Source organism: Hypericibacter terrae (genome assembly GCF_008728855.1).
Classification (GTDB): Bacteria; Pseudomonadota; Alphaproteobacteria; order Dongiales; family Dongiaceae; genus Hypericibacter; species Hypericibacter terrae.
Genome location: NZ_CP042906.1, coordinates 2,643,525 through 2,668,511, shown reverse-complemented (window position 1 = coordinate 2,668,511; position 24,987 = coordinate 2,643,525). Strand labels below are relative to the sequence as shown.

At 66.9% G+C, this 24,987-nt stretch carries 22 protein-coding genes; 4 read left to right on the top strand and 18 right to left on the bottom strand.

Going from position 1 to position 24,987, the window contains the following annotated elements; all coding sequences use genetic code 11:
- Positions 1-61: 61 nt before the first annotated feature.
- From FRZ44_RS12155 to dnaE, 7 genes are all read right to left on the bottom strand, one after another.
- Complete coding sequence (locus FRZ44_RS12155; RefSeq protein ID WP_225308662.1) at positions 62-910, bottom strand: phosphatidate cytidylyltransferase; 849 nt, start codon at positions 908-910, stop codon at positions 62-64.
- The gene (locus FRZ44_RS12150; RefSeq protein WP_151177438.1) at positions 907-1,635 is read right to left on the bottom strand and encodes an isoprenyl transferase; all 729 of its coding nucleotides are present in this window, start codon (positions 1,633-1,635) and stop codon (positions 907-909) included. Before FRZ44_RS12150 ends, FRZ44_RS12155 begins: the two co-directional genes overlap by 4 nt.
- A gap of 2 nt (positions 1,636-1,637) precedes the next feature.
- A complete protein-coding gene (frr, locus tag FRZ44_RS12145) occupies positions 1,638-2,183 on the bottom strand; it encodes a ribosome recycling factor (RefSeq protein WP_151177437.1) in 546 nt (181 codons plus the stop codon).
- Positions 2,184-2,197: 14 nt separating this feature from the next.
- A complete protein-coding gene (gene pyrH, locus FRZ44_RS12140) occupies positions 2,198-2,956 on the bottom strand; it encodes a UMP kinase (RefSeq protein WP_151177436.1) in 759 nt (252 codons plus the stop codon).
- A gap of 158 nt (positions 2,957-3,114) precedes the next feature.
- Complete coding sequence (gene tsf, locus FRZ44_RS12135; RefSeq protein ID WP_151177435.1) at positions 3,115-4,041, bottom strand: translation elongation factor Ts; 927 nt, start codon at positions 4,039-4,041, stop codon at positions 3,115-3,117.
- 94 nt (positions 4,042-4,135) lie between these two features.
- Positions 4,136-4,918, bottom strand: coding sequence for a 30S ribosomal protein S2 (gene rpsB, locus FRZ44_RS12130; RefSeq protein ID WP_151177434.1), 783 nt, complete (start codon positions 4,916-4,918; stop codon positions 4,136-4,138).
- Between the two features lie 277 nt (positions 4,919-5,195).
- Positions 5,196-8,669: a DNA polymerase III subunit alpha gene (dnaE, locus tag FRZ44_RS12125; protein ID WP_151177433.1), complete on the bottom strand. Its 3,474-nt coding sequence runs from the start codon at positions 8,667-8,669 to the stop codon at positions 5,196-5,198.
- Positions 8,670-8,846: 177 nt separating this feature from the next.
- Here dnaE and FRZ44_RS12120 point away from each other — a divergent pair, with 177 nt between their 5' ends.
- On the top strand, positions 8,847-10,241 hold the full coding sequence (locus tag FRZ44_RS12120; protein ID WP_191908553.1) for a DUF2264 domain-containing protein: 1,395 nt from the start codon (positions 8,847-8,849) through the stop codon (positions 10,239-10,241).
- Here FRZ44_RS12120 and FRZ44_RS12115 read toward each other — a convergent pair.
- The 4 genes from FRZ44_RS12115 to FRZ44_RS12100 all read right to left on the bottom strand — a co-directional run bounded on the left by FRZ44_RS12115 (position 10,238) and on the right by FRZ44_RS12100 (position 14,111).
- Positions 10,238-10,969 carry an ABC transporter ATP-binding protein gene (locus FRZ44_RS12115; RefSeq protein ID WP_151177431.1) on the bottom strand — a complete coding sequence of 244 codons (732 nt, stop codon included), beginning with the start codon at positions 10,967-10,969 and terminating at the stop codon, positions 10,238-10,240. The two genes, FRZ44_RS12120 and FRZ44_RS12115, sit on opposite strands and share 4 nt — an antisense overlap.
- Complete coding sequence (locus FRZ44_RS12110; protein WP_151177430.1) at positions 10,962-12,209, bottom strand: lipoprotein-releasing ABC transporter permease subunit; 1,248 nt, start codon at positions 12,207-12,209, stop codon at positions 10,962-10,964. Before FRZ44_RS12110 ends, FRZ44_RS12115 begins: the two co-directional genes overlap by 8 nt.
- 27 nt (positions 12,210-12,236) lie before the next feature.
- Entirely contained in the window at positions 12,237-13,553 is a 1,317-nt protein-coding gene (gene proS / locus FRZ44_RS12105; RefSeq protein ID WP_151177429.1) for a proline--tRNA ligase, read from the bottom strand.
- 189 nt (positions 13,554-13,742) lie between these two features.
- Positions 13,743-14,111 carry a hypothetical protein gene (locus FRZ44_RS12100; RefSeq protein ID WP_151177428.1) on the bottom strand — a complete coding sequence of 123 codons (369 nt, stop codon included), beginning with the start codon at positions 14,109-14,111 and terminating at the stop codon, positions 13,743-13,745.
- A 182-nt stretch (positions 14,112-14,293) separates the two neighbouring features.
- On the opposite strand from FRZ44_RS12100, the gene FRZ44_RS12095 reads away from it, so the two are divergent.
- The 3 genes from FRZ44_RS12095 (at position 14,294) to FRZ44_RS12085 (ending at position 19,006) form a co-directional block, all read left to right on the top strand.
- Positions 14,294-15,583, top strand: a complete 1,290-nt coding sequence (locus FRZ44_RS12095) for an NCS2 family permease (RefSeq protein WP_151177427.1) — start codon at positions 14,294-14,296, stop codon at positions 15,581-15,583.
- Between the two features lie 472 nt (positions 15,584-16,055).
- Positions 16,056-17,759: a sensor domain-containing diguanylate cyclase gene (locus tag FRZ44_RS12090; RefSeq protein WP_151177426.1), complete on the top strand. Its 1,704-nt coding sequence runs from the start codon at positions 16,056-16,058 to the stop codon at positions 17,757-17,759.
- Positions 17,756-19,006 (top strand): DUF2336 domain-containing protein, encoded by a 1,251-nt coding sequence (locus FRZ44_RS12085; protein ID WP_151177425.1) that lies wholly within the window; start codon positions 17,756-17,758, stop codon positions 19,004-19,006. Before FRZ44_RS12090 ends, FRZ44_RS12085 begins: the two co-directional genes overlap by 4 nt.
- 6 nt (positions 19,007-19,012) lie before the next feature.
- On the opposite strand, the gene FRZ44_RS12080 is transcribed toward FRZ44_RS12085, so the two are convergent.
- The 7 genes from FRZ44_RS12080 to nuoN form a co-directional block, all read right to left on the bottom strand.
- A complete protein-coding gene (locus FRZ44_RS12080) occupies positions 19,013-19,552 on the bottom strand; it encodes a DNA-3-methyladenine glycosylase I (protein ID WP_151177424.1) in 540 nt (179 codons plus the stop codon).
- Between the two features lie 32 nt (positions 19,553-19,584).
- Positions 19,585-19,821 carry a DUF1467 family protein gene (locus tag FRZ44_RS12075; protein ID WP_151177423.1) on the bottom strand — a complete coding sequence of 79 codons (237 nt, stop codon included), beginning with the start codon at positions 19,819-19,821 and terminating at the stop codon, positions 19,585-19,587.
- A complete protein-coding gene (gene mce / locus FRZ44_RS12070; protein WP_151177422.1) occupies positions 19,818-20,222 on the bottom strand; it encodes a methylmalonyl-CoA epimerase in 405 nt (134 codons plus the stop codon). Before mce ends, FRZ44_RS12075 begins: the two co-directional genes overlap by 4 nt.
- Positions 20,223-20,293: 71 nt before the next feature.
- A complete protein-coding gene (locus tag FRZ44_RS12065; protein ID WP_151177421.1) occupies positions 20,294-21,955 on the bottom strand; it encodes a ribonuclease J in 1,662 nt (553 codons plus the stop codon).
- The gene (locus FRZ44_RS12060; RefSeq protein ID WP_151177420.1) at positions 21,952-22,746 is read right to left on the bottom strand and encodes a type III pantothenate kinase; all 795 of its coding nucleotides are present in this window, start codon (positions 22,744-22,746) and stop codon (positions 21,952-21,954) included. The genes FRZ44_RS12065 and FRZ44_RS12060 overlap by 4 nt, the downstream gene beginning before the upstream one ends.
- Before the next feature lie 23 nt (positions 22,747-22,769).
- Entirely contained in the window at positions 22,770-23,534 is a 765-nt protein-coding gene (locus tag FRZ44_RS12055; protein WP_151177419.1) for a biotin--[acetyl-CoA-carboxylase] ligase, read from the bottom strand.
- Entirely contained in the window at positions 23,531-24,979 is a 1,449-nt protein-coding gene (gene nuoN / locus FRZ44_RS12050) for an NADH-quinone oxidoreductase subunit NuoN (RefSeq protein ID WP_191908592.1), read from the bottom strand. The genes FRZ44_RS12055 and nuoN overlap by 4 nt, the downstream gene beginning before the upstream one ends.
- Positions 24,980-24,987: the final 8 nt, after the last annotated feature.

The following is a 24,987-nucleotide window of genomic DNA, read 5'->3' as shown; positions in this document are numbered from 1 at the left end:
ACAAGCCCTGAACGGGACCGGTTTACGGCTATCATATTACAAATCAAGCAGTTATATGCGGTCAGGGGGCCCAAACCGCAAGGGGCGAACCGCCGCCCCAGAGAGCGAATCCGGCGACGATCAGGGCGACGGCCACGAGGCCATCGACCCGATCCAGGATCCCGCCATGGCCGGGAATCAGGCCCGAGCTGTCCTTCACCCCGAACCGCCGCTTGACCGCGGATTCGAAGAGATCGCCCGCCTGCTCGGCCAGGGCCAGAAGCAGGCTCAGCCCGGTCAACAGCCAGGGGTCGGGCAGCCCCGTCCAGCGGGCGGCCAGATAGCCGATGATGGCGGCGCCGGCAGCACCACCCGCGAGGCCGGCCCAGGTCTTGCTGGGCGAGATGCGCGGGACCAGTTTCGGCCCACCGATCAGTTTCCCCGCGGCATAGGCCGCGGTATCGATGGCCCAGACCAGGAACAGCAACCACAGAAGCGTCGCCAGGCCCGACGCCGGATCGTCCCGCAACCACACCAGCGCCAAGCTGGGAAGCCCTGCATAGAGGGTGCCCAACCACGCCCAACCGCCCCCGGCCGGGCTTTCTCCCAGCCCCGCCGCGAGTCCCAACAGCGAGCCCCCAACCCCCAGGACCCAGAGCGCCAGCCGCACCTCGCCGAATCCCGTCAGCAGCACCGCCAGGGCCGCCAGCGCCATCATCGCCCAGCCGATGGCGCCGACCGCGCCCGCCGCCGTCAGCCGCCGCCACTCCCAGGCCATCATGCCCGCGGCGATCGCAACCAGGATCGTCCAATAGGGATGACCGAGCCAGAGGGCCCCCAGAACGACGGGCATCATGATCAGGGCAGCCACGATCCGGCGCGCCAGCGAATGAGCGGCGCTGGTGGCGCCAGGCGCGGCGGGAGAGGTCACGCGGAGCGGCCGTAGCGCCGTTCGCGGCCGCTGAATTCCTGGATGGCCGCGGCCAGATCGTCCTTGCCGAATTCCGGCCAATGCTTCTCGACGAACACCAGCTCGGAATAGGCGGACTGCCACAGCAGGAAATTGCTGAAGCGCTTTTCGCCGCTGGTCCGGATCACGAGATCGGGATCGGGCATGTCGGCGGTGAAGAGATAGCGCTGGACCAGATCCTCGTCGACCCGATCGGCCGCGATGCGCCCCGCCGCGACGTCGATCGCGATCCGGCGCGCCGCCATCGCGATCTCGGCACGGCCGCCATAGGACAGGGCCATGGTCAGCCGCATGCGCGCATTGGCGCTGGTCATGGTCTCGGCATTCTCGATCAGCCGGACGATCGCGGGGCTGAGACGCTGACGATCGCCGATGACCGAGAGCCGGATTCCGTTGCGATGCAGCTCCTCGATCTCGCGCTCCAGATAGAAGCGCAGCAGCTGCATCAGGTCGTCCACCTCGGTGGCCGGGCGGCTCCAATTCTCGGAGGAGAAGCCGAACAAGGTTAGATAGCCGATACCCAGCTCGGCCGCGCCCTGCACGGTGCGCCGGGCCGCCTCGGCGCCGCGCTGATGGCCGATCGCGCGCGGCAGGCCCCGGGCCTTCGCCCAACGGCCATTGCCGTCCATGATGATCGCAACATGGAGCGGCACGACAGGACCGAACGTTTTGGGCAGCGCTTCCATCCTCAGACCTGCATGATCTCCTTTTCCTTCTGGGCGAGCGCCTCGTCCACCTTCTTGATGTGCCCGTCGGTCATCTTCTGGACCTCGTCCGAGCGGTGGCGGTGATCGTCCTGGGAGATCTTGCCGTCCTTCTCCATCTTCTTCAGCGCTTCCATGCCCTCGCGGCGCACATTTCGCACCGCGACGCGCGCCTGCTCGGCATATTTATGCGCGATCTTGGTGAGCTCCTGGCGGCGCTCCTGGCTGAGCTCGGGGATCGGGATGCGGACGAGCTGGCCGTCGGTGACCGGATTGAGGCCGAGGCCGGCTTCGCGAATGGCCTTCTCGACCGCGATCACCAGGCCGCGGTCCCAGACCTGGACCGAGATCATGCGCGGCTCGGGCACGTTGACGTTGCCGACCTGGTTGATCGGCATGTCGCTGCCATAGGCCTTGACCACCACCTTGTCGAGCAGATGGGACGACGCGCGGCCCGTTCGCAGTCCGGAAAACTCCCGCTGCAGCGCTTCGATCGCGCTGTCCATGCGGCGCTGAAGATCGGCTGTCATGGCGTCTGGCACGGCTATACCTCGTCCGTAATGATCGTGAATTTGCCGCGTCCGGCGAGGACGTCGGCAAGGGCTCCGTCCTTCTGCATCGAGAACACCACCACGGGGATCTTGCTTTCCCGTGCCAGCGAAATCGCGGACGCGTCCATGACTTTGAGATCCTTGGACAGGACCTCCAGATAGGTCAGGCGATCGAAACGCTTGGCATCGGGATGATGCTTCGGGTCGGCGCTGTAGACGCCGTCGACCTTGGTCCCCTTCATCAGGGCCTGGCAACCCAGCTCCGAGGCGCGCAGCGATGCGGCGGTATCGGTGGTGAAGAAGGGATTGCCGGTTCCTGCCGCGCAGATGACGACACGCCCCTTTTCCAGATGGCGCATGGCGCGGCGGCGAATGTAAGGCTCGCAGACCGTCGACATCGGAATGGCCGAGAGAACGCGCGTCTGCACGCCCATGTTCTCCAGCGCGTTCTGCATCGCGAGCGCGTTGATGACGGTCGCGAGCATGCCCATATAGTCGGCGCTCGCGCGCTGCATGCCCTGGGCGGCGCCGGCGATGCCGCGGAAGATATTCCCGCCGCCGATCACCAGAGCGAGCTCGAAGCCGAGCTGGCTGGCCGTTGCCACCTCGCGCGCGGTGCGTTCGACCGTGGCGGGGTCCAATCCGAATTCGCGCGACCCCATCAGGGCCTCGCCGGACAACTTCAGAAGAACACGTCGAAAACGACCGGGCGCGTCGGCGGCTTTGGCCTTCTTCGCGAGTTGTTCCGACATCGCTCCCTACCCCTTTGCCAACCGGGTGCCAGGTTCCAGCCGCCGGGCGATTCGGCGCCGGGCCGGGCGGATCATACACCAAGCGGCCTGCCGCGGCAGGCTTCCGGGCGGGTGAGCCCGAAGGGGCTCGCCCGCGCCGGCCCCGGAGGTCCCTCGCCTCAGTGCCCGAGCTGGGCAGCGACCTCCGCCGCGAAATCCTTCTGCTCGCGCTCGATCCCCTCGCCCAGCGCCATGCGGACGAAACCGGTGACCTTCACCGGGGCGCCAACCGTCTTGGCCGCCTGCTCCAGGATCTGCTTCACCCGGCTTTCGCCGTCGACGACATAGAGCTGCTCGAGCAGAACCACGTCCTCGTAATATTTGCGCAGGCGACCCTCGACCATCTTGGCGATGATCTCTTCGGGCTTGCCCGACGCCCGCGCCTGATCCGCGAGAATCGCGCGCTCGCGATCGAGCTGCTTGGGATCGACTTCGGCGATGCTGAGCGCCTGCGGGTTGGCGGCCGCCACATGCATGGCGAGCTGCTTGCCCAGTGCCGCCAGCTTCTCCTTGTCGCCGGTCGATTCCAGGCCGACCAGCACGCCAATCTTGCCGAGGCCGGGTGCTGTCGCGTTGTGGACATAGCTCGCCACGATACCCTGCCCGACCTTCACCTCGGTTGCCCGACGCAGATTCATGTTCTCGCCGATGGTGGCGATCAATTGCGTCAATTTCTCGGCGACGCTCTTGCCCTCGCCGGGAAACGGCTGCTGCGCCAGGGCCGCCACGTCGGCGCCCTTGGCGGCGGCGATCGCGGTCACCTTGCGGACGAAATCCTGGAACTGCTCGTTGCGCGCCACGAAGTCGGTCTCGGCATTGACCTCGACCACGGCGCCGCGCGGGCCCTCGGCGACCACGCCGACAAGCCCCTCGGCCGCGACGCGACCGGATTTCTTCGCCGCCGCGGCAAGACCCTTCTTGCGCAGCCAGTCGACCGCCTGCTCGAGATCGCCGGCCGTTTCGCCCAGCGCCTTCTTGCAGTCCATCATTCCTGCGCCGGTCTTCTCGCGCAGTTCTTTCACCAGCGCTGCGGATACGTCAGCCATGTGATTCCTCGTCCAGTCTGTCGGTTGGTGCGAAAGCCGGTCCGGACGACGCGGGCGGCAATGCGCCGTCAGCGTCGTCCGACCGTCGCGAAAATCAGGCGGAGGGCTGAGCCTCTTCGGCGGCAGCCACGGGCAGCGGCTCGGCCGGGGCCTGCTCGGCCTCGCCGACGTCGGCGCCGGTCGCGATCGCCTCGGCCTGCAGGCCGTCGAGCACGGCGTCCGAGACGAGATCGCAATAGAGCGCGATCGCGCGCGTGGCGTCGTCGTTGCCCGGGATCGGATAGGTGATGTGGGCCGGGTCGGAGTTGCTGTCAACCACGGCCGCGACCGGGATGCCGAGCTTGCGGGCTTCGGCAACCGCGATGCCTTCCTTATTGGTGTCGATGATGAAGAGGATGTCCGGACGGCCACCCATCTCCTTGATGCCGCCCAGCGCGCGGTCCAGCTTGTCGCGCTCGCGCGTCAGCTGCAGCAGCTCCTTCTTGGTGAAGCCCTGGCCGCCTTCGGACAGTTTCTCGTCGAGCTCGCGCAGCCGCTTGATCGAATTGGAGATGGTCTTCCAGTTCGACAGCATGCCGCCGAGCCAGCGGTGATTGACGTAATACTGGCCGCAGCGCTTGGCCGCTTCCGCGATCTTCTCAGAGGCCGGCCGCTTGGTGCCGACGAAGAGCACGCGCCCGCCGCCCGCGACCACGTCGCGAACCGCCTGCAGCGCCTGGTGCAGCATCGGCACCGTCTGCTCGAGATCGAGGATATGAACGCCATTGCGGACGCCGAAGATGTACTGACCCATCTTCGGGTTCCAGCGGCGCGTGTGATGGCCGAAATGAACGCCAGACTCCAGGAGCTGGCGCATGGTGAATGTTGGCATTGCCATGCGAGATACTTCCTTTTCCGGTTAGACCTCCGCGGGGCCAGGGAGACCCGAGGACCGGACGAACCGACCTCAGGCACCGGAGCGACCGGCGGGATTTCTCCCCGCCATAGCCGCAAAGCCGCCGCGTGTGGATTTACGCGCCGGTTTCTACCGATTTGCCTGTCGGAACGCAAGCTTAGCCATGCCGCAGGAGGGCTGGATCGGCACCAGAACCGGTTTTCGGGGCACGAGGTCAGCGTAACCTATTGATATATATAACTTCTGGTACGGGCCGCCGTCAGATTTCCTGGACGTCGACGATCCCGGGAATGGCCTTGATGGCGGCCCGGGCCTGGGCCGAGAGGGCAAAGGTCTCCCGCAGGGAAACTTCGACTTCATGGTCGCGATCGAGTTCCAGCACCAGCGCCACGCGGCTGCGGCCCTTGCCCTGGCGAGCGAGGATGCTCTTGAGGCTTTCGACCGGCTTGGGATCGTTGAGGAACACCCGCAAACCCACGGCCGCCTGGGCGGCCGCCTGATCGAGCGAAACGATCGATTGCGCCGTCAGGCGATAGCTCTCCTCCTCAACCCGCACATCGACCGTGACCAGCACGGCCTTGCCCGGCTCGAGCAGCTCGCGCGCCGCCGCCAGCGTCTCGGAGAAGACCGTGACCTCATACATGCCGCTGGCGTCGGTAAGCTGGGCGAAGGCGAACCGGTTGCCCTTGGCCGAGGTGCGCTCCTGCTTGCCGACGACGATGCCGGCGAGCTTGGCGCGGTTGGTGGGCCGGCCGGTCAGCCAGGCGCCAAGGCCGCCATAGCGGACAGCATCGAGCCGTTTCAGGGTCGTCTCATAGGCGTCGAGCGGATGGGCCGACAGGTAGAATCCGATCGCCTCGAACTCATGCTGCAGCCGGTCGATGGCGGGCCAGTCCGGCAGATCCGGAAGCTGGAGCCGCGGCGGCTCGACCATGCCGCCGCCGAAGAGGCTGACCTGCGCGCTGGTGCGCTCCTCGGCCGCGAGCGTCGCGTGACGCAGCAGCTGCTCGACCGCCTCGAACACGCGGCGGCGATTGGCCAGCAGGCGATCGAACGCACCCGCCGCCGCCAGGCTTTCGAGCTGGCGCTTGTTCAGGTGCTTGTGATCGATCCGCCGCGAGAAATCGGCCAGGTCCTTGAACGGCCCATTGGCCTCGCGTTCCGTGACCATGGCGTCGATGGCGCCGGCGCCGACATTGCGGACGGCCGCCAGCGCATAACGGATGGCGAGCGCACCGGCCTCGTCGCGCTCGACGGTGAAGCCGGCGCGCGAGCGGTTGATGTCGGGCGGCAGCAGCTTGATGCGGAGGCGATCGAGCTCCTGGCGGAAGGTGTTCAGCTTGTCGGTGTTCCCCATGTCGTAGGTCATGGAGGCCGCGAGGAACTCGACGGGATGGTTGGCCTTGAGCCAGGCGGTCTGATAGGCGACCAGCGCGTAGGCGGCCGCGTGGCTCTTGTTGAAGCCGTAGCCGGCGAACTTCTCGACCTGCTCGAAGATCTGCACCGCCTTCGCCTCGGGCACGCCGCGTTTCTTGGCGCCTTCGACGAAATCCTTCCGCTGGGCGTCCATCTCGGACTTGATCTTCTTGCCCATGGCGCGGCGCAGCAGGTCGGCGCCGCCGAGGCTGTAGCCCGACAGCTCCTGGGCGATCTGCATGACCTGTTCCTGATAGATCATGATCCCGAAGGTTTCCTTCAGGATTCCCTCGAGCGCCGGATGCAGATAGTCCGGCTGCTCCTCGCCATGTTTGCAGGCGATGTAGTTCGGGATGTTGTCCATCGGGCCGGGGCGGTAGAGCGCCACCACGGCGATGATGTCCTCGAACCGGTCGGGCTTGAGCTTCCGCAGCACGTCGCGCATGCCGGAACTTTCAAGCTGGAACACGCCGGTCGTCTCACCCCTCCCCATCTGCTCGTAACTTCGGGCATCGTCGAGCGGCAGGTTCGCCAGATCGATCTCGACCCCGCGCTCCTTCAGCAGCTCGCAGGCGCGCTGCAGCACCGTGAGGGTCTTGAGGCCGAGGAAGTCGAACTTCACCAGCCCGCCCAGCTCGACATATTTCATGTTGAACTGCGTCACCGGCATGTCCGAACGGGGATCGCGATAGAGCGGCACCAGCTCGGCCAGCGGCCGGTCGCCGATCACCACGCCGGCGGCATGGGTCGAGGCATGGCTGTAAAGCCCCTCGAGGCGGATGCCGACATCGATCAGGCGCTCGACCTGCGGATCGTCGTCGCGCATCTGCTGCAGCAGCGGCTCGCCGTTGACCGCTTCCTGGATGGTGACGGGCTTGGCAGGGTTGTTCGGCACCATCTTGCAGATGCGGTCGACCTGGCCATAGGGCATCTGCAGTGCGCGGCCGACCGACCGCAGCGCCGCGCGTGCCTGGAGCTTGCCGAAGGTGATGATCTGCGCGACGCGATCGCGGCCGTATTTCTTCTGGACATAGCGGATCACCTCGTCGCGCCGGTCCTGGCAGAAATCGATGTCGAAGTCCGGCATCGAGACCCGTTCGGGATTGAGGAAGCGTTCGAACAGCAGCTTCCACCGCAAGGGATCGAGATCGGTGATGGTGAGCGACCAGGCGACCACCGAGCCGGCACCCGAGCCGCGGCCCGGCCCCACCGGGATGCCCTCGCGTTTCGCCCATTTGATGAAGTCGGCGACGATCAGGAAGTAGCCGGCGAAGCCCATCCGGTTGATCACGTCGAGCTCGAACTCGAGGCGTTGGCGATAGGGCTTGATGCGCTCGGCGCGCTGCTCGGCGGTTTCGTCGGCATGGGCCACGGCGATCATGCGCTCGTCGAGCCCGAGTTCCGCCTGGCGGCGCAGCTCGACTTCCGCGGTCTCGCCATGGGGACCCGTGAAGGGCGGCAGGATCGGCTTGCGCGAGCTGGGCATGAAGGCGCAGCGCCGGGCGATCACCAGCGTGTTGTCGATCGCCTCCGGCAGATCCGCGAACAGCGCCCGCATCTCGGCCGCACTCTTGAAGCGATGCTCGGGCGTTTCGCGCCGGCGCTGCGCCTCGCCGACATAGCTGCCGGCGGCGATGCAGAGCAGCGTGTCATGCGCCTCGTACATCGCCGTGTCGGAGAAGAACACGTCGTTGGTGGCGACCAGCGGAAGATTGCGGGCATAGGCCATTTCGAGCAGGGCCGGCTCGATGCGCCGTTCCACCGGCAGGCCATGGCGCTGGAGCTCGATATAAAGCCGGCCCGGGAACAGCCGATCGAGCGACGCGATCGCCTCCTCGGCTGCCGGCATCTGGCCGTCGGCGAGCAGACGCCCCACCGCGCCATGCGCGCCGCCGGTCAAGGCGATCAATCCGCCGTTGGCTTCCTCGAGCTGGGCCAGCGAAAGCTGCGGCTCGCTGCCGGGCTCGCCTTCGAGAAAGGAACGGCTCACCAGCTGCATCAGGTTGGCGTAGCCGGCTTCGTTCTGGGCCAGCACCACGAGCTTGTCGGGCGCCACCCGATGTCCTGGACGGGTCGGTCCGCCCTCGGCGGTCTCGCGACGGATATTGAGCTGGCAGCCGATGATCGGCTGCACGCCGGCCTCCTTGGCCGCCATGGCGAATTCGAGCGCGCCGAAGAGATTGCCGCTGTCGGTGATGGCGATCGCCGGCATCGCATTCTTTTTGCACAGCTCGACGAGCTGTTTGATTTTGAGCGCGCCTTCCGACAGCGAATAGGCGGAATGGGCGTGCAGATGGATGAAATCGGCGTGGGGCATGGGCGAAGGATGGCACGACCGGTCGGGCGCTTCCAGCCGGGCGAACGCCGCAAGGTCGCAAGGGGGGACTCCTTGCCGTCCCCGGCCCTCCGCCCCTAAGGTCGGGCGTCATTTTCGGGGCGAGATCGGGCGACTCGACGCGTGCGAGGCCACAGGCTCAAGAAACTCCTGCAAGAGGTGGCGATCCGGTCCGGTGGCCAGCCTCTGCGCCTCGGCGCATGGCGGCGCCATGACCGCGAGCTTCGCCGGCTCTTCTCGGGCGACGCGGCTGCCGAGGAGCCTGCCTATGTCTGGCTGTTCCGCTATCTCCTGACCGGCTTTCTCGAATGGCGCTCCTCCGACGGCAGCCGCGCCGCCTATCCGGGCCTGCCCAGCAATCACGGCCGCGACATCGACGACATCGAGGGCTTCAGCCGCTTCGCGCCGCTGATCGGTTCCTGGCTGGCCGCGGGACGCCCGGAATCGGTCGAGACGCTGGACGGACAGCGGGTCGAGTTGCCGACGCTGCTGCTGCAGGGCTTTCTCTCCGGTACCGATCCCGCGGCCCCCGGCTATTGGGGGCTGCCGACCCGCACCGATCAGCGGATCTGCGAGGCCGCCGACATCGCGCTGGCCCTCTGGTTGTCGCGCGGGTCGGTCTGGCCGCGGCTGAGCGAGGTGCAGCGGGACATGATTGCGAACTGGCTGCGCGCGTTGGCGGCGCTCGAGGTCTATGACAACAACTGGCATCTCTTTCCCGTCACCATCCTGCTGGTGCTGCGGCATTTCCATGCCGAGGATCTGCCGTCGGGCGGACGCGATCACTATGCGCGCCTGCGCCGCTTCCATCTCGGGGCGGGCTGGTATGCGGACGGCAAGCGCCAGAAGGTCGATTATTACAACGCCTGGGGTTTCCATTACGGGCTGTTCTGGGTCCGGGAGCTGGCGCCCGTGCTCGATCCGGAATTCCTCGACAAGGGTTTGCGGCAGTTCGCCAAGTGCTACGCAGGCCTGATCTCGCCCGCCGGCTTGCCCATGATCGGGCGCAGCATTCCCTATCGCCTGGCGATCCCGGCACCCCTGATTGCGGCCCAGCGCCGCCATCCGGAAACCATATCGCCCGGCCTCGCGCGGCGGGCGATGGCCGCGGTGTGGGGACGTCTCGTGCCGCGGGGTGCCATCCGGGCCGGGATCGTGACGCAGGGTTACGAAGGCTCGGAACCCGGCCTGCTCGATCCCTATTCCGGCCCAGCCAGTCCCCTCTGGTCGCTGCGCTCGCTGATCCTGGCGCTTTACGAACCTTCGGGCGCGGCGTTCTGGACGGCGCCCCTCCAGCCTTTGCCGATCGAGGAAGCAGATTACGACCTCGATATTCCCTCGATCGCCTGGCGGGTCGAGGGCCGCCGTTCGAGCGGAGACATCGTGATCCGCCGCCAGGGCGAGTTGCAGGCGGGAAGCTTCGAACCGATCGGATGGCGCGAGCGCTGGCTCGACCTCGTCGGACGGCCGAAGCCACGGCGGGGCAACTACAAGGTGCGCTATCTCCGCGCCGAATACAGCTCGGCCCGGCCGTTCTGGCGCGACCAGCGCTAGGTGAAGCTGGCGCGGGAACTCACCGTGCCCGCGATATGGCCGAGCTCGCCGTTGCGGATGGTGATGGTGCGGTCCATCCGCCCCGCAAGATCGAGGTTATGGGTGGCGATGAGAGCCGCCAATCCCAGCTCATGCACCAGCTTGGCCAGCACCGCGAACACGTCGCCGGCGGTGTGGGGATCGAGATTGCCGGTGGGTTCGTCGGCCAGGAGCAGCGCCGGACGGTTTGCCAGCGCGCGGGCAATGGCGACGCGCTGCTGCTCGCCGCCCGAGAGTTCGGCCGGTCGGTGCCGCTCGCGCTGCGAGAGGCCCACCTGCGCCAGCAGCTCATGGGCCCGCGCCTCGGCCGCGCGCCGGCGCGTGCCGGCGATCATCTGCGGAATAACGATGTTCTCCAGCGCCGAGAACTCGGGCAGGAGATGGTGGTACTGATAGACGAACCCGATGGTGGAGCGGCGCACGGCGGTGCGCTCGCCATCGGACATGGCGCCCGCGTCATGGCCCGCGATCTCGATCTTTCCCGCCTCGGCCGGTTCGAGCAGTCCGCAGATTTGCAGAAGCGTCGACTTGCCCGACCCGGAGGGGCCGATCAGGGCGACCATCTCGCCGGCGGAGACTTCCATGCTGGCGCCCAGGATGACCTCGATCCGGGTCGCGCCTGAGCCGAAACCGCGCTTCACATTCTGAAGACGCAGGATCGGGGTCGGCGTGCGCGCCACCTCACTCATAGCGCAGGGCCTCGACCGGATCGAGCCGCGCCGCGCGCCAGGACGGATAGAGCGTCGCCAGCAGCGACAATCCCAGGGCCATGCCGACGACCGCAATGACCTCATTCCAGTCGATGACGGCGGGCAGCTTGGAGAGGAAATAGATCTCCGGGGAAAAGAGCTGCGTGCCGGTCAGCTTCTGCAGCCATTGCCGGATGGTCTCGATGTTCCTGCAGAAGGCCAGCCCCAGCCCGAAGCCGAAGGCGGTCCCGACGATGCCGATGCTCGCTCCCGTCATCAGGAAGATGCGCATGATCATGCCGCGCGTGGCCCCCATGGTGCGCAGGATCGCGATCGCGCGGCCCTTGTCCTTCACCAGCATGATCTGGCCCGAGATGATGTTGAAGGCCGCCACGATGATGATCAGCGTCAGGATGATGAACATCACGTTCCGCTCGACCTGGACGGCGGTAAAGAAACTGGAGTTCGCCCCCTGCCAGTCGAACAGGCGATAGGCGGAGCCGAGGCGCGTATAGAGCTCGCGCACCGGCGCCGACATATGGTCGGGATCCGTCACCATCACCTCGAGCGCATTGGCCGCCTGCGGCAGCTTGAAATAGAGCTGGGCGGCTTCCATCGGCACATAGGCGAAGCTGTTGTCGTACTCGTACATGCCGATCTCGAACACGGCCACGACCTTGTAGGTCTTCATCCGGGGGATCGCCCCCATCAGCGTGGTCTGGCCCTGCGGCGTGACCAGCGTCACCTCGCCACCGGTGGTCACGCCCATGCGCGCCGCCAGGCGCGAGCCCAGCGCGATCACGTCGGTGCCTTTGAAATCGTCCAGGCTGCCGGCGACGATATGGTCGGCGATCACCTTGTGCTTGCGCAGATCCTCGAGCTCCATGCCGCGAACGAGCGCGCCCGCGGCCTGGCTGCCGGCGGTGATCATCACCTGGCCCTCGATCATGGGCGTCACGCTGACGATCTGCGGGATGTCGCGGATCGCGTCGGCGATGCCCTTGTAGTCCAGCAGCGGCCCGTTCGCCGAGGTGATGGTGATATGACCGTTGAGGCCGAGGATCCGCGTCAGCAATTCCGCGCGGAACCCGTTCATCACCGACATGACGATGATGAGGGTCGCCACGCCCAGCCCGATGCCCAGCAGCGAGAAGCCGGCGATGACGGAAATGAACCCTTCGCGGCGGCGCGCGCGCAGATAGCGCATCGCCACCATGCGTTCGAAGGCGGAAAACATCAAGCGCCGGACTCCTTGCCCTGTCGCCGGTTAGAGGCCGAGCTTGGAAAGCGCGGAATCGAGCGAAAGCTCCTGCTTCTCGCCGGTGGCTCGTCGCTTGAGCTCGACGGTGCCGCTGGCGAGGCCCCGCGGGCCGACCACCAGCTGCCAGGGCAGGCCGATCAGGTCCATGGTCGCGAACTTGGCGCCGGCGCGCTCGTCGCGGTCGTCATAGAGGACCTCGATGTTCGCGCGCCGGAACCGGGCATAGATATCGTCGCAGAACTTGGCGGCCGCGGCGTCCGTCACCTTGAGGTTGACCAGGCCCACATGGAACGGCGCCACGCTGTCCGGCCAGATGATCCCGGCATCGTCGTGGCTGGCCTCGATGATGGCGCCGACCAGACGCGACACGCCGATGCCGTAGGAGCCCATCTGGACATAGGTCATCTCGCCATCGGGGCCGCTGACCTTGGCGCCGAGCGGTTCGGAATATTTCGTGCCGAAATGGAAGATATGCCCGACCTCGATGCCGCGCGCTTCGACGCGGCGGTCGGCAGGCACGGTTGCGTAGCGTGCCGGATCATGCTTCTCGTCGGTCGCGGCATAGACATTGGTCCAGCTCTGGACGACCGGCTCGAGATCGCCTTCGTAGTCCACCTCGAGCGCCAGCACGTCGCGCTCGATCAGGTCCTTATGGCAATAGATCTGGCTCTCGCCGGTCTCGGCCAGGATGATGAACTCGTGGCTGAGATCGCCGCCGATGGGACCGGTATCGGCCGCCATCGGAACCGCCTTGAGGCCCATCCGCGCATAGGTGCGCAGATAGGACACGAACATCTTGTTGTAGGCGCGCCGCGCGCCGGCATAGTCGATGTCGAAGGAATAGGCGTCCTTCATCAGGAATTCGCGCCCGCGCATCACGCCGAAACGGGGCCGCACCTCGTCGCGGAACTTCCATTGGATGTGATAGAGGAGCTTCGGCAGCTCCTTGTAGCTGCGGATCTCGCTCGCGAAGATGTCGGTGATCAGCTCCTCGTTGGTCGGCCCGTAGAGCATCTCGCGGTCATGGCGATCGGTGATGCGCAGCATTTCCTTGCCGTAATCCCCATAGCGCCCGGACTTCTTCCAGAGATCGGCCGACTGGATCGTCGGCATCAGCACTTCCTGGCAGCCGGCCCGGTCCTGCTCCTCGCGCACGATCTGCTCGATGCGCTTCAGAACCCGAAAGCCCAGCGGCAGCCAGGAATAGATCCCGGCGCTGGCCTGGCGGATCATGCCGGCGCGCAGCATCAGCCGATGCGAAACGATCTGCGCCTCGGCAGGCGTTTCCTTGAGGGTGGGCAGAAAATAGCTCGTCAGCCGCATTGATCATCCTTGCGAAGCGGAAACCCGGTGGATCGGCGGCGGGTCCCCGGCGATGCCGGGGCCGGACGGCGCCAACGGAAATGGGTCGGGACTGTAGGCAATGGCCCTTGCCCTGTCCATGCGCGAAGCCCGCGCATGGGGTCTCGGAGGAGACCCCGGAATCGCGTCGAAAAGGTGGCGGAAGGGCCGTCAGTGCCCCTGGCTCAGGCCGCGGGCGCAGGCTTCGGCCAGCGCGTCCGCTTCCGGATCGCCGAGGGGCTGGCCGTTGAAGGTCACATTGCCGTTGAGGTCGGAAACGGCGATGCCGACGATCGCGTCCCCCTCGAACAGCGGCGAGTTGGCCGGAATGTGATAGCGGTCCTGGAGATCGACGTCGATCGGAACGGCGATCAGGGGCGGCAGGTTGAGCTGTTGATTCGAGCCCGGCAGATCCGCCGGCGCCACCGGGTTGCCATAGGCATCGACGCCCGGTTCATAGGCCACGCCGGGGGGCTGGCGATACTTGACAAGGGCTTCGCAATCCTCCCTTTTCACCGTCAGTTGCGGCTCGCCGGCCATGAGGGGCGAGGGCCCCAGGGCGGGAAGACCCAGGAGGGCGAGCAGGAGCAACCAGGGGATGCGAGCGATACAGCGCGTCATGCCGTCAGGGTGGCGCCGGGGGATTAATAAAACCTAACCCCGGCATCGGCCGCGGCGGTCCGGCGCGTCAGGGTCGCTCGTTGTATCACGAGGGGCCTAGCATGTTTGAGAAACTGTTCGACCTGACGTCGCACGGGACCACGGTGCGGCGCGAGATTCTGGCCGGCGTCACGACGTTCCTGACCATGGCCTATATCATCTTCGTCAATCCGCAGATCCTGTCGGCAGCCGGGATGGACATCGGCGCCGTCTTCGTCGCGACCTGCCTTGCCGCCGCCTTCGGCAGCGCCTTCATGGGGCTGTTTGCCAACTATCCGATCGCGCTGGCGCCCGGCATGGGCCTCAATGCCTATTTCACCTACGCGGTCGTCAACGGGATGCATTACCCGTGGCAGGTCGCGCTGGGCGCGGTGTTCCTGTCCGGCATCCTGTTCCTGATCCTCAGCATCCTTCCGGTCCGCGAATACATCATCAACGCGATTCCGAAGAGCCTGAAGATGGCGATCTCGGCCGGCATCGGGCTCTTCCTGGGCATCATCGGCTTCAAGGAAATGGGCGTCATCGTCGCCGATCCGGCGACCTTCGTGACGCTCGGGCCGCTGACCGTCTGGCCGGTGATCCTGGGATCGCTGGGATTCGTGGTGATGGCGGCGCTCGATGCGCGGCGCGTGCCGGGGGCGATCATCATCGCGATCCTGCTGGTGACGGCGGCCGGCGTGGCGCTCGGCGTCAGCCCGGCGCAGGGCGTGTTCTCGATGCCGCCCAGCATCGCGCCGACCTTCCTGCAGATGGATATCGCCGGCGCCTTCAGCCTCGGCCTGGCGGCGATCGTCTTCACCTTCCTGTTCGTGGATCTGTTCGACAACACCGGCACGCTGATCGGCGTCGCGCACCGGGCCGGCCTGCTCGACAAGGACGGCAAGCTGCCGCGCATCGGCAAGGCCCTGATCGTCGACAGCAGCTCGGCCATGGTGGGCGCCGCCCTCGGCACCTCGACCACGACGAGCTACATCGAAAGCGCCGCCGGCGTTCGCGCCGGCGGCCGGACCGGCCTGACCGCCGTGGTGGTGGCGATCCTGTTCCTCGCCGCGCTGTTCCTGTCGCCGCTGGCGGGGACGGTTCCCGCCTATGCCACCGCGCCGGCGCTGCTCTTCGTCGCCTGCATCATGACGCGGGGCCTCACCGAAGTGGATTGGGAGGACGTCACCGAATATGCGCCGGCGGTGATCACCGCGATCGCGATGCCGCTCACCTTCTCGATTGCGAATGGTATTGCGCTCGGCTTCATCACCTATGCGGCGATCAAGCTGATGGCGGGCCGCTGGCGTGAGATTCATCCGGCGGTGGCGATCCTCGCGATCGCCTTCATCCTCAAGTTCGCGCTGATCTGACCCTGCCCCGACGGGCATCGCGGGCCGGCCCTTCGATGGTGCCGGCCCGCTTTCTCTTTGGGCACCCTGCCCCCGCCCTTGCCCGCTTTGCGAGCGCCGTTCGTCATTGCGAAAACCGCGTGACGGCAAGCGGGAATCCTCATATATTTCAATCGTGGTCAAACTGCCGGTCAACCGGCGTGGCCCGGGTTCTGGGAGATGAGGGAGCGCGGGAAACGCGCCCCGACGGTAGAAGCGCCCCCCAAATGGCGCGAACCGAATGGGATGGCACAGGAACCGAAGGCGAGCTGGGCAACCTGCTCGCTTTTTTTTGCCCGCAGATCAAGCTCATGCAAGTTCCGCGAGAAGCGTTATAAGTAATTGTATTAACTATAATTTCAATATTCCTTTCCAGGGGATGCCGAACCTTAAGCGTCCTTAAAGCGAGAGGTCGGATAGTCAGGCTTGTCTTTGCTCTCCGACAGGCGACCCGATGAAGACGGCGATCGAGCCCTGGATTGAGACCGGGGTGGCGATTCCCAGCGGGGACGCCCTGCCCCTCTCTCCCTATGCCGATCTCGCGAACCGCTGGCCGGGTCCGTTCGCGCTGCTGGCAGCGACGGGCCGTGTCGTCGCCGCCAACGCCCCGGGCGAGGCACTCCTGGCCGTCCTGGCGCCCGATGGGGCCGACAAGGCGGAGCTGGCAACCCGCAAGGCGGCCTGCACCCTGGAGCCCGTGATCCTGCCCTCGCCGTCCGGCGCCTCGACAGTCGAGCCGAGCCTGGTCCCGGTCTCGGGCGGTTTGCTCCTGGTCGGCCGCGACGTCACCCTCCAGGCCCGGATCCGATCGGCCCTGATCGAGTCCCGCCAGCGCTTCAAGGACCTCGTCGATATCTCGAGCGACTTCGCCTGGGAAACGGACTCGAGCGGTCGGTTCGTGTTCGTCTCGCCCCAGGGCGGTCTCGGCTATCCCGCCGTGGCCTTGCTCGGCCGCGACCCCGCCACGCTCGCGATCGACGAAGACGACGCTCTCCTGAGCGAACAGCCCTTCGCCGCGCGCGAGCGCATCGAGGCCCGCCAGATGTGGATGCGCCGGGCCGACGGCGCGGCCGCGCGGGTCGCCATCTCGGCCCTGCCGCTGCTCGGACCCGACGGCGAGATCACCGGCGCGCGCGGGCTCTGCCGCGACATCACCGCCGCCGACGCCCAGGAAACGGCCCTGCTCGAGGCCCGTCACCATGAGCGCCTCCTGGCCTATATCGCGCGCACGATCCGCGAGGAGGTCGAGCCGGACGCCATGCTGAACAAGGCCGCGAGCACCCTGGCCCACGCGCTCGGTGCCGAGCTCGGCTGCATCTGGCGTTGTGAGAAAGGCCCTCCGCGCCTAGTGGCGCAAAGCGGAACGATGGCCGTCCCCCCGATCGACCTGCCGGTCCTGCTGCAGGAGTGGTCCAAGGCGGACCGCAACGCCGTCGAAGAGCCGCGGACTTGCGACACGGAGTCCATGAAGGGTCTCGCGCTCGTGACCAGCTATCGACGGGCGGCCAATGGCGCCGTCGCGATCTGGCGGACCCGCGACCAGGGGACCCCCTGGAGCAAATCCGATCATGCCCTGATGCGCGAGATCGCCGGCCATCTCGGGATCGCGATGGCCCAGATCAGCCAGCATGACGCGCTCGCGGCCCTGGCCAATACGGACGCCCTGACCGGCCTCCTCAACCGCCGCAGCTTCACCGCCGATCTGGAGCGCTGGCTGCAGCATGCGCGCCGCACCGGGCGCGGCGGGGTCCTGCTCTATCTCGACCTCGACAATTTCAAGCCGATCAACGACCGCTTCGGCCATGAGCGCGGCGACGCGGTGCTGGTGCAGGTCGCCGATCGTCTGCGCCGCGGATCGCGCGCGGGAGACCTGGCGGCACGCGTTGGCGGCGACGAGTTCGCCCTGTGGGCCGCGGAGACCGACGAGGCCGGCGCCCTGGCCAAAGCGCAAGGATTGATCGCGACGGTGCGGGAATGCGCCAGTGCGCTCGAGGGTGCCGAGCCGCCGCTCGGCATTTCCATCGGCATCGCGCGCTTCGATCCGGCGACGGCCGAAGCCGTCGACGATCTTCTCGCGCGCGCCGACGCGGCGATGTATCGCGCCAAACGCGGCGGCAAGAATCGCTGCGAACTGGCGCCGCCCGTGAGGGTCCGATGAGCGCGATCGTCGCCAGGGGCCAGCAGGACCCGGAGTATGAGCGCGAGAAGAGTCGGGCCGCCCATACCGACGCGACCGTGCGGCGCGAGCTCGCGCGCGAGCGCGAGGCGCGGCCGGAGATCCTCTATTACCTCGCGAACGACCGGGCGTCCGCCGTGCGGCGCGAAATCGCCGCCAACCCGCAGACCCCGGTTCAAGCCGACCTGCTGCTGCTCCAGGACCCCGATGCCAACGTACGCGGCGATCTGGCGCTGAAGGTCGCGCGCCTCCTTCCCAACCTCGACCCGGATGCGCAGAGTCAGGTTCGCGAGCGGGTGCTGGAGATGGTCCGGGCCCTGGCGCGCGACCAGGTCTCCCGCATCCGCGCGATCGTCTCGGAAGCCCTGAAGGATTCCGGCAATGTGCCGCCCGACGTCATTCGCGCATTGGCGCGCGACGTCGAGCTCGCCGTCTGCGGGCCGGTTCTGCGGTTCTCGCCGCTGCTGACGGACGACGACCTGCTGGCGATCATTGCCGCACCGCAGGTCAAGGGCGCGAGGCGCGCGATCGCGCAGCGCGATGGCCTCAGCCTCGAGCTCTCCGACGCCCTCGCCGATGTCGGCGATGAAGCGGCCATCGCGGCGCTGTTGGGCAATCCTTCCGCGCAGATCCGCGAGGAGACGCTGGATCTTCTGGTCGATCGGGCACCGGCCCATCCGACTTGGCATCCGCCGCTGGTCGATCGTCCGGCGTTGCCCGCGCGCATCGTCACCCGCATCGCGTCCTTCGTGGCGGCGACCCTGCTGCGCCGCCTGGAGCAGCGCCAGGATCTCGATCCGGCGGCGCGCGAGGCGGTGGCGGCGGCGGTCGCGACCCGGCTGGCCGAACCCGAGATGGTCGCGGCGGCGAAGGCGTCGGCCTCGAAGGAGTCAGCCGAGGACCGGGCGCTCAGGCTCAAGAAGCAGGGGAAGCTCGACGAAGCGAGCCTGGCCGCGGCTCTCGACAGCGGCGACCGCGCCTTCGCGATCGCAGCCCTCGGCATCCTCAGCGAGCTCGGCAATGCGATCGCCGGCAAGATCCTCTCGGCCCGGGGCCCCAAGGGCATCGTCGCCCTGGCCTGGAAGGCCGGCGTCAGCCCGCGTCTCGCCACGCAGATCCAGCTCAGGCTCGCCGGCATTCCGCCCAAGCAGCTGCTGCAGCCGCGGGCCGGCGGCTGGCCCATGAACAATGACGAGATGACCTGGCATCTCGATTTCTTCCGCGCCTGAAGCGCCTCAGCGCGTCCTCATCCAGGCCGGCTTGAGCTTGGCGATCCGCTTATAGGTCGGGCAGTCCGGCTGATGGGCGCCCGGCAGATATCCCAGGCTCATCAGGAACTCGCCCACGATCTCGCCGCCGGTGAAGCGGAAGGTCTTCTTGAAGACCTTGACCCACTCCTCCTTGGTCAAAGGATGATGGGCGTCGATCCATTGGGCGAAGGAGCCGTGGCTCTCCCGCAGCGCCTGGATCCGCTTGGCGTTCTCGATCGCCGCCTCGATCTTCAGCCGGTTGCGGATGATGCCTGCATCCTTCAGGAGGCGCGCCTTGTCGCGCGCCTTGAAGGCCGCGACACGGTCGACATCGAAATCGGCATAGGCCGCCTTGAAGGCCTCGCGCTTCTTCAGGATCGTCAGCCAGGAGAGGCCGGCCTGGTTGATCTCCAGCACCAGCCGCTCGAACAGCGCGCTCTCGTCGGCATTCGGGAAGCCGTATTCGCTCTCATGATAGGGCCCGTGAAACGGATGACCGGGGGCGATATCGCAATAGCTGCTCATGGAACCTCGATCGGAAGAGTGCGGCCCCCAGGTCAGGGGGCCCGGAACGAGATCAGATTGGAACGATGCAGGAAATAGAAGCCGATCCAGATCGCCGCCGAGATCAGCGTGGTTGCAATTGCTTTCTTCAGCAGCAAGGGCCGGTCCGGGGCGCTTTCGGCATGGCCCGTCTCGACCTTGTCGGGCACATGCACGCCCCAGGGCAGCACCGCAAACAGCACGGTCCACCAGATGATGAAATAGACGACGATGCCGGTGACGGGGTTCATACCTGCTCCAGCTCGATCAGAGTCCCGATGAAATCCTTCGGGTGGAGGAACAGCACCGGCTTGCCATGGGCGCCAATCTTCGGATTCCCGTCGCCCAGCACCCGCGCGCCCTCGGCCTTCAGCCGGTCGCGGGCGGCGAGAATGTCGTCGACCTCGAAACAGAGATGATGCATGCCGCCCGAGGGATTTCGCTCCAGGAACGGCGCGATCGGAGAGTTGGCGCCCAGGGGATGCAGCAGCTCGATCTTGGTATTGGGCAGCTCGACGAACACGACCGTCACGCCATGAGCGGGCTCGGCCTGTGGCGGCGAGACTTTGGCCCCCAGCGTCTCGCGATAGGTCTTGGCGGCCGCCTCCAGGTCGGGCACGGCGATCGCCACATGGTTGAGGCGTCCGATCACGGCAATGGTTCCTGTTCCTTTGCGTCTGCGGGCTTTGAGTCTGCCCGAAGCGCCGGGCGCGTCCAAGGGGCCTAGAGCCGCACCAGATGGACTTCGGTCAGCGGCTTCTTCCCGTGGAGATTCTGCAATGTCTTGCGGATGGCGAGGCGCGCCGCCTCCTTGACCGGCGCGTCGAGCTTGCGGTCGGCGGGCTTGAGCTTCACCAGCGCCGTGCGCACGGCATCGGCGGCATCCTCACGGGCCTCCGCCATCTCGTCCGGCTCCAGCAGCCCCTGGATCGAGATCTGCGGGTCGGCTGCCAGGAGGCCGGTGTCGTCCAGCACCAGGGTCGCGACCGCGGTGCCATTATGGAGCATGCGGTGGCGCAGCCGCATCGCCTCGCCGTCGAGCGACATCAGCACCTTGCCGTCGAGTCCCAGCCGGCCGGAATGAACCTCGCCGATTTTCTTGGCCGGCCCCGGCGCCAGGCGGATCACATCGCCGTTGGTGGAGACGACCGTCTGCGGCACCTGGCAGTCATGGGCGAGCCGCGCATGGGCCATCAGATGGCGATACTCGCCATGCACGGGCACGGCGATCTGCGGGCGGACCCATTGGTACATGGCGATGAGCTCGTCGCGGGCCGGATGGCCCGAGACATGGATCGCATTGTCGCGCTCGGTCACGATCTCGACGCCGAGCTTGGCCAGGTCGTTCTGCAACCGCCCGATCGCCCTGTCGTTGCCGGGAATGACGCGGGAGGAGAACAGCACGGCGTCGCCTGCCTCGAGCGTCACCGCCGGATGCTCGCCGCGCGCAATGCGCGCCAGCGCCGAGCGCGGCTCGCCCTGGCTGCCGGTACAGAGCAGCACCACCTTGTTGCGCGGCAGGAAACCCGCGTCATGCTCGCTGACGAAATCCGGCAGGTCCGCCAGATAGCCGGTGTCGCGCGCCGCGCGGTTGATGCGCCAGAGCGAGCGCCCCACCAGGGCGGCGTGGCGGTCGTGATGGGCCGCTGCGCGCGCGACGCTTTCCACGCGCGCGACGTTCGAGGCGAAGCAGGCGACGGCGATGCGGCCGTCGAACCGCCCCATCATCTCGGTCAGGTTGGCGCGCACCAGGGCCTCCGAACCCGAATGGCCCGGCACCAGCGCGTTGGTGGAATCGCACACCATCGCCAGCACGCCCTCGGCGCCCAGCCGCTTGAGCGCCTCCTCGTCGGTGACCTCGCCCACGAGCGGGTCGGGATCGAGCTTCCAGTCTCCGGTATGAAGGATCGTGCCGCAGGGCGTGCGGATCGCGATCGCGTTGGGCTCGGGGATCGAATGGGTGAGCGTGATGAATTCCAGATCGAACGGCCCGATCTTGAAGCGGCCGGAGAGCGGGATCTCGGTGATCTCGACCTCCTCTTCCATGCCGGATTCGATCAGCTTGCGGCGCAGGACCGCCGCGGTGAAGGGCGTCGCGTAGATGGGGCAGCCGAGATCCGGCCAGAGATAGGGCACGGCGCCGATATGGTCCTCATGGGCATGCGTCAGGACCAGCCCCGCCAGCCGGTCGGCATGGTCCTCGATGAAGGTCGGATCGGGCATGATGACCTCGATCCCGGGCGTGGCGTCGTCGCCGAAGGTGACGCCCAGATCGACCATCAGCCATTTGCCGTCATGGCCGTACAGCGTGAGGTTCATGCCGATCTCCCCGGCTCCGCCCAAGGGCAGGAACAGGAGCTCGTCGGCGCGCGGTGGATCGATCATCGGCGCCCGGCGTTGCGGCGCCCGTCGTTGCGGCGATAGATCTCGACCAGGCCGCGCATGGTGATCTCCGGCTCGAGCCGCTCGATGACGGGGGTGCTACCATGGAACAGCGGCGCGAGGCCGCCGGTGGCGATCACGCGCATGGGCTTGCCCCATTCCTCACGGATGCGGGCGACGACACCTTCGATCAGGCTGATATAGCCCCAATAGATGCCGGATTGCATGGCCCCCAGCGTGTCCTTGCCGATGACGCGCGGCGGCTTCTCGACGGCGATGCGCGGCAGCTTGGCGGTGGCGCCGTGAAGCGCCTCGAGGCTGAGATTGATCCCGGGCGCGATCGCGCCGCCGCAATAGTCTCCGGATTCCGCGATCACGTCGAAGGTGGTGGCGGTGCCGAAATCGACCACGACGATCGCCTCGTCCGGAAACAGCAGATGCCCGCCGACGGCGTTGGCGAGCCGGTCGGCGCCCACTTCCTGGGGACGATCCACCAGGACCTTGATGCCGAGCTCGACTCCCGGCTCCCCGACGATGAGGGGCTTGGTGTGGAAATGCCGGTCGCAGAGCTGGCGCAGATTGAAGAGCGTGGGCGGCACCACGGTGGCGATGACTGTGCCGTCGATATCCTTGATGCTGAGCCCCGAAAGGCCCATCAGCTGATTGAGCCAGACCAGATATTCGTCGGCAGTACGCGCCGGGTTGGTATGGAGCCGCCAGTCGCCGCGCAGCGCCTCGCCGTCATAGACGGCGAATTTCACGTTGGTGTTGTTGGCGTTGACGGCGAGCAGCATGGCGGTGCTTTCAAGGTTTCCGTTCAAAGGCCCGGGAAGAACACGTCGCCGGCGGTGAAGCTGCGCCGGCTGCCGTCGGGCAGGTCGAGCCAGAGCCGGCCCTCCTCGTCGAGGGTCGAGAATCGTCCCGCGACGGTCTCCTGCTCCAGCCTCACTTCGATCGGCTGCCCGATCCCGGCCGCGCGGCTCATCCAGGCGGCCCGGGTCGGCCCGAAGCCCTCCCGGCGGAAGGAGTCGTAACATCCCGGGAAACGCGCGGCAAAACCCGCCAGCAGCAGGGCCGGGTCGGCGGGGCCGCCGGCGGCCGTCAGCGAGGTCGCCTGGTAGGGCGTATCGGACGGGAAACTCGCCACATTGACCCCGATGCCGAGGATGACCCAGGCCAGCCGCCCCTCCGGCCCCGGCTGCCCCTCCAGCAGGATGCCGGCCGTCTTGCGGCCGTCGATCAGCAGGTCATTGGGCCATTTGAGCCGCACCCGCTCTTCGCTCCGCGGCAGCAGGCCCGCCAGGGCCCCGCCCATGGCGAGCGAGGCCACGAAACCGAGCTTGGCGCCGTCGGCCGGCGGCAGGCCGGGGCGCAGCAGCAGCGAGAGATAGAGATTGCCCGGCGGCGAGGCCCAGCCCCGCCCCCGCCGTCCGCGCCCCGCCGTCTGCTCGCCCGCCCAGACCAGGCTACCCTCGGGCGCCCCCTCGGCGGCCAGGCGCCGGCATTCCTCCATCGTGCTGCCGATGGTCTCGTGGGCGTGGAGGCGGAAGAAATCGGGGAGTGCGGGACGGCCCAGCGTCATCCGTGGAACAGCGCGGCCGCGGCCGTATCGGCCCCGGCCAGCAGCGGCAAGGGCAGAAGGAAGAAGAGGAGAAGGGCCAGGGCCGACACGGTCAGGACCCCCGCCAGCTCCCATTCCACCGGCTTGTCGAAGCCTTCGCGCGGCTCGTCGAAATACATGATCTTGACGATGCGGATGTAATAGAAGGCGCCCACCACGCTTGCCAGCACGCCCAGGACCGCAAGCCAATAGAGTCCGGCATTGATCGCGGCCCGGAAGACGAAGAATTTCCCGAAGAAGCCCGCCAGCGGCGGAATGCCGGCCAGCGAGAACATGTAGATCGCGAACGATGCCGCCACCAGCGGCTGGGTCTTGCCCAAGCCGGCCAGGTCCGAGAGACCCTCGACCATGCGGCCCTGCTGGCGCATCGCCAGGATGACGGCGAAGGCGCCTGCATTCATCACGACATAGATCGCCATGTAGATCAGCATGCCGCTGAGGCCTTCGGGCGTTCCTGCGGCGAGGCCCACCAGGGCGTAGCCGACATTGGCGATCGAGCTGTAGGCCATCAGCCGTTTGATGTTGCGCTGATTGATGGCCGCGACCGCGCCGAACGCCATCGAGGCGAAGGAGATGAACCAGATGATCTGCTGCCAATCGCCGATCGCCGACCCGAACGGTCCGATCAGCACGCGGCCGAAAAGGCCGATGGCGGCAACTTTGGGCGCCATGGAGAAGAAGGCGGTCACCGGCGTCGGCGCCCCTTCATAGACGTCGGGCGTCCACATATGGAAGGGAAACGCCGAGACCTTGAAGGCCAGTCCCGCAATCAGGAACACGAGCCCGACGATCAGGCCCAGCGAAGGCTGCGCCCCTCCCAGTCCGGCGAGCAGCGTGGCCAGTCCGTCGAATTTCGTCGTGCCGGCGAAACCATAGATCAGCGAGCTGCCATAGAGCAGCATGGCGGAGCTGAGGGCGCTGAGAACGAAATATTTGAGGCCTGCCTCGGTGGAGCGGATCGTGTCGCGGCGGAAGGCGGCGATCACATAGAGCGCCAGGCTCTGCAGTTCGAGGCCGACATAGAGCGAGATGAGATCGTTGGCCGAAATCATCAGCATCATGCCGAGCGTGGAGAACAGCAGCAGCACGGGGAACTCGAATTGCGCCATCTGCTCGCGCTCGATATAGCCCAGCGACATGATCATCGCGACCGCGGCCGACAGCAGCACCAGAACCTTGACGAAGACGGCATACCGGTCGGTGACGAACAGGCCACCGAACGCATGGCCGGTCTGGCCGGGCGCCGTCAGCACCAGGATCGTGGCGACGATCAGGACCGCGACCACCAGCCAGGAGACGGCGCGGGTGGAAACACCGCGGCGAAACACGCCGAACATCAGCAGCAGCAGCCCCGAAGCGGCGATCACGATCTCGGGCAGAGCCAGGAGAAGAGATTGATTCATGATGCGCGTCT

Excerpts from the sequence above, each read along its gene's own strand:
- FRZ44_RS12085 (WP_151177425.1), top strand. The coding sequence starts at position 17,756 with ATGAGCGCGATCGTCGCCAGGGGCCAGCAGGACCCGGAGTATGAGCGC.
- FRZ44_RS12115 (WP_151177431.1), bottom strand. The coding sequence starts at position 10,969 with ATGAGTGAGGTGGCGCGCACGCCGACCCCGATCCTGCGTCTTCAGAAT.
- FRZ44_RS12150 (WP_151177438.1), bottom strand. The coding sequence starts at position 1,635 with ATGGAAGCGCTGCCCAAAACGTTCGGTCCTGTCGTGCCGCTCCATGTT.
- FRZ44_RS12090 (WP_151177426.1), top strand. The coding sequence starts at position 16,056 with ATGAAGACGGCGATCGAGCCCTGGATTGAGACCGGGGTGGCGATTCCC.
- FRZ44_RS12065 (WP_151177421.1), bottom strand. The coding sequence starts at position 21,955 with ATGATCGATCCACCGCGCGCCGACGAGCTCCTGTTCCTGCCCTTGGGC.
- frr (WP_151177437.1), bottom strand. The coding sequence starts at position 2,183 with ATGACAGCCGATCTTCAGCGCCGCATGGACAGCGCGATCGAAGCGCTG.
- tsf (WP_151177435.1), bottom strand. The coding sequence starts at position 4,041 with ATGGCTGACGTATCCGCAGCGCTGGTGAAAGAACTGCGCGAGAAGACC.
- proS (WP_151177429.1), bottom strand. The coding sequence starts at position 13,553 with ATGCGGCTGACGAGCTATTTTCTGCCCACCCTCAAGGAAACGCCTGCC.
- FRZ44_RS12055 (WP_151177419.1), bottom strand. The coding sequence starts at position 23,534 with ATGACGCTGGGCCGTCCCGCACTCCCCGATTTCTTCCGCCTCCACGCC.
- pyrH (WP_151177436.1), bottom strand. The coding sequence starts at position 2,956 with ATGTCGGAACAACTCGCGAAGAAGGCCAAAGCCGCCGACGCGCCCGGT.
- rpsB (WP_151177434.1), bottom strand. The coding sequence starts at position 4,918 with ATGGCAATGCCAACATTCACCATGCGCCAGCTCCTGGAGTCTGGCGTT.
- FRZ44_RS12060 (WP_151177420.1), bottom strand. The coding sequence starts at position 22,746 with ATGCTGCTCGCCGTCAACGCCAACAACACCAACGTGAAATTCGCCGTC.
- dnaE (WP_151177433.1), bottom strand. The coding sequence starts at position 8,669 with ATGCCCCACGCCGATTTCATCCATCTGCACGCCCATTCCGCCTATTCG.
- FRZ44_RS12095 (WP_151177427.1), top strand. The coding sequence starts at position 14,294 with ATGTTTGAGAAACTGTTCGACCTGACGTCGCACGGGACCACGGTGCGG.
- FRZ44_RS12100 (WP_151177428.1), bottom strand. The coding sequence starts at position 14,111 with ATGGCCGGCGAGCCGCAACTGACGGTGAAAAGGGAGGATTGCGAAGCC.
- FRZ44_RS12080 (WP_151177424.1), bottom strand. The coding sequence starts at position 19,552 with ATGAGCAGCTATTGCGATATCGCCCCCGGTCATCCGTTTCACGGGCCC.
- FRZ44_RS12075 (WP_151177423.1), bottom strand. The coding sequence starts at position 19,821 with ATGAACCCCGTCACCGGCATCGTCGTCTATTTCATCATCTGGTGGACC.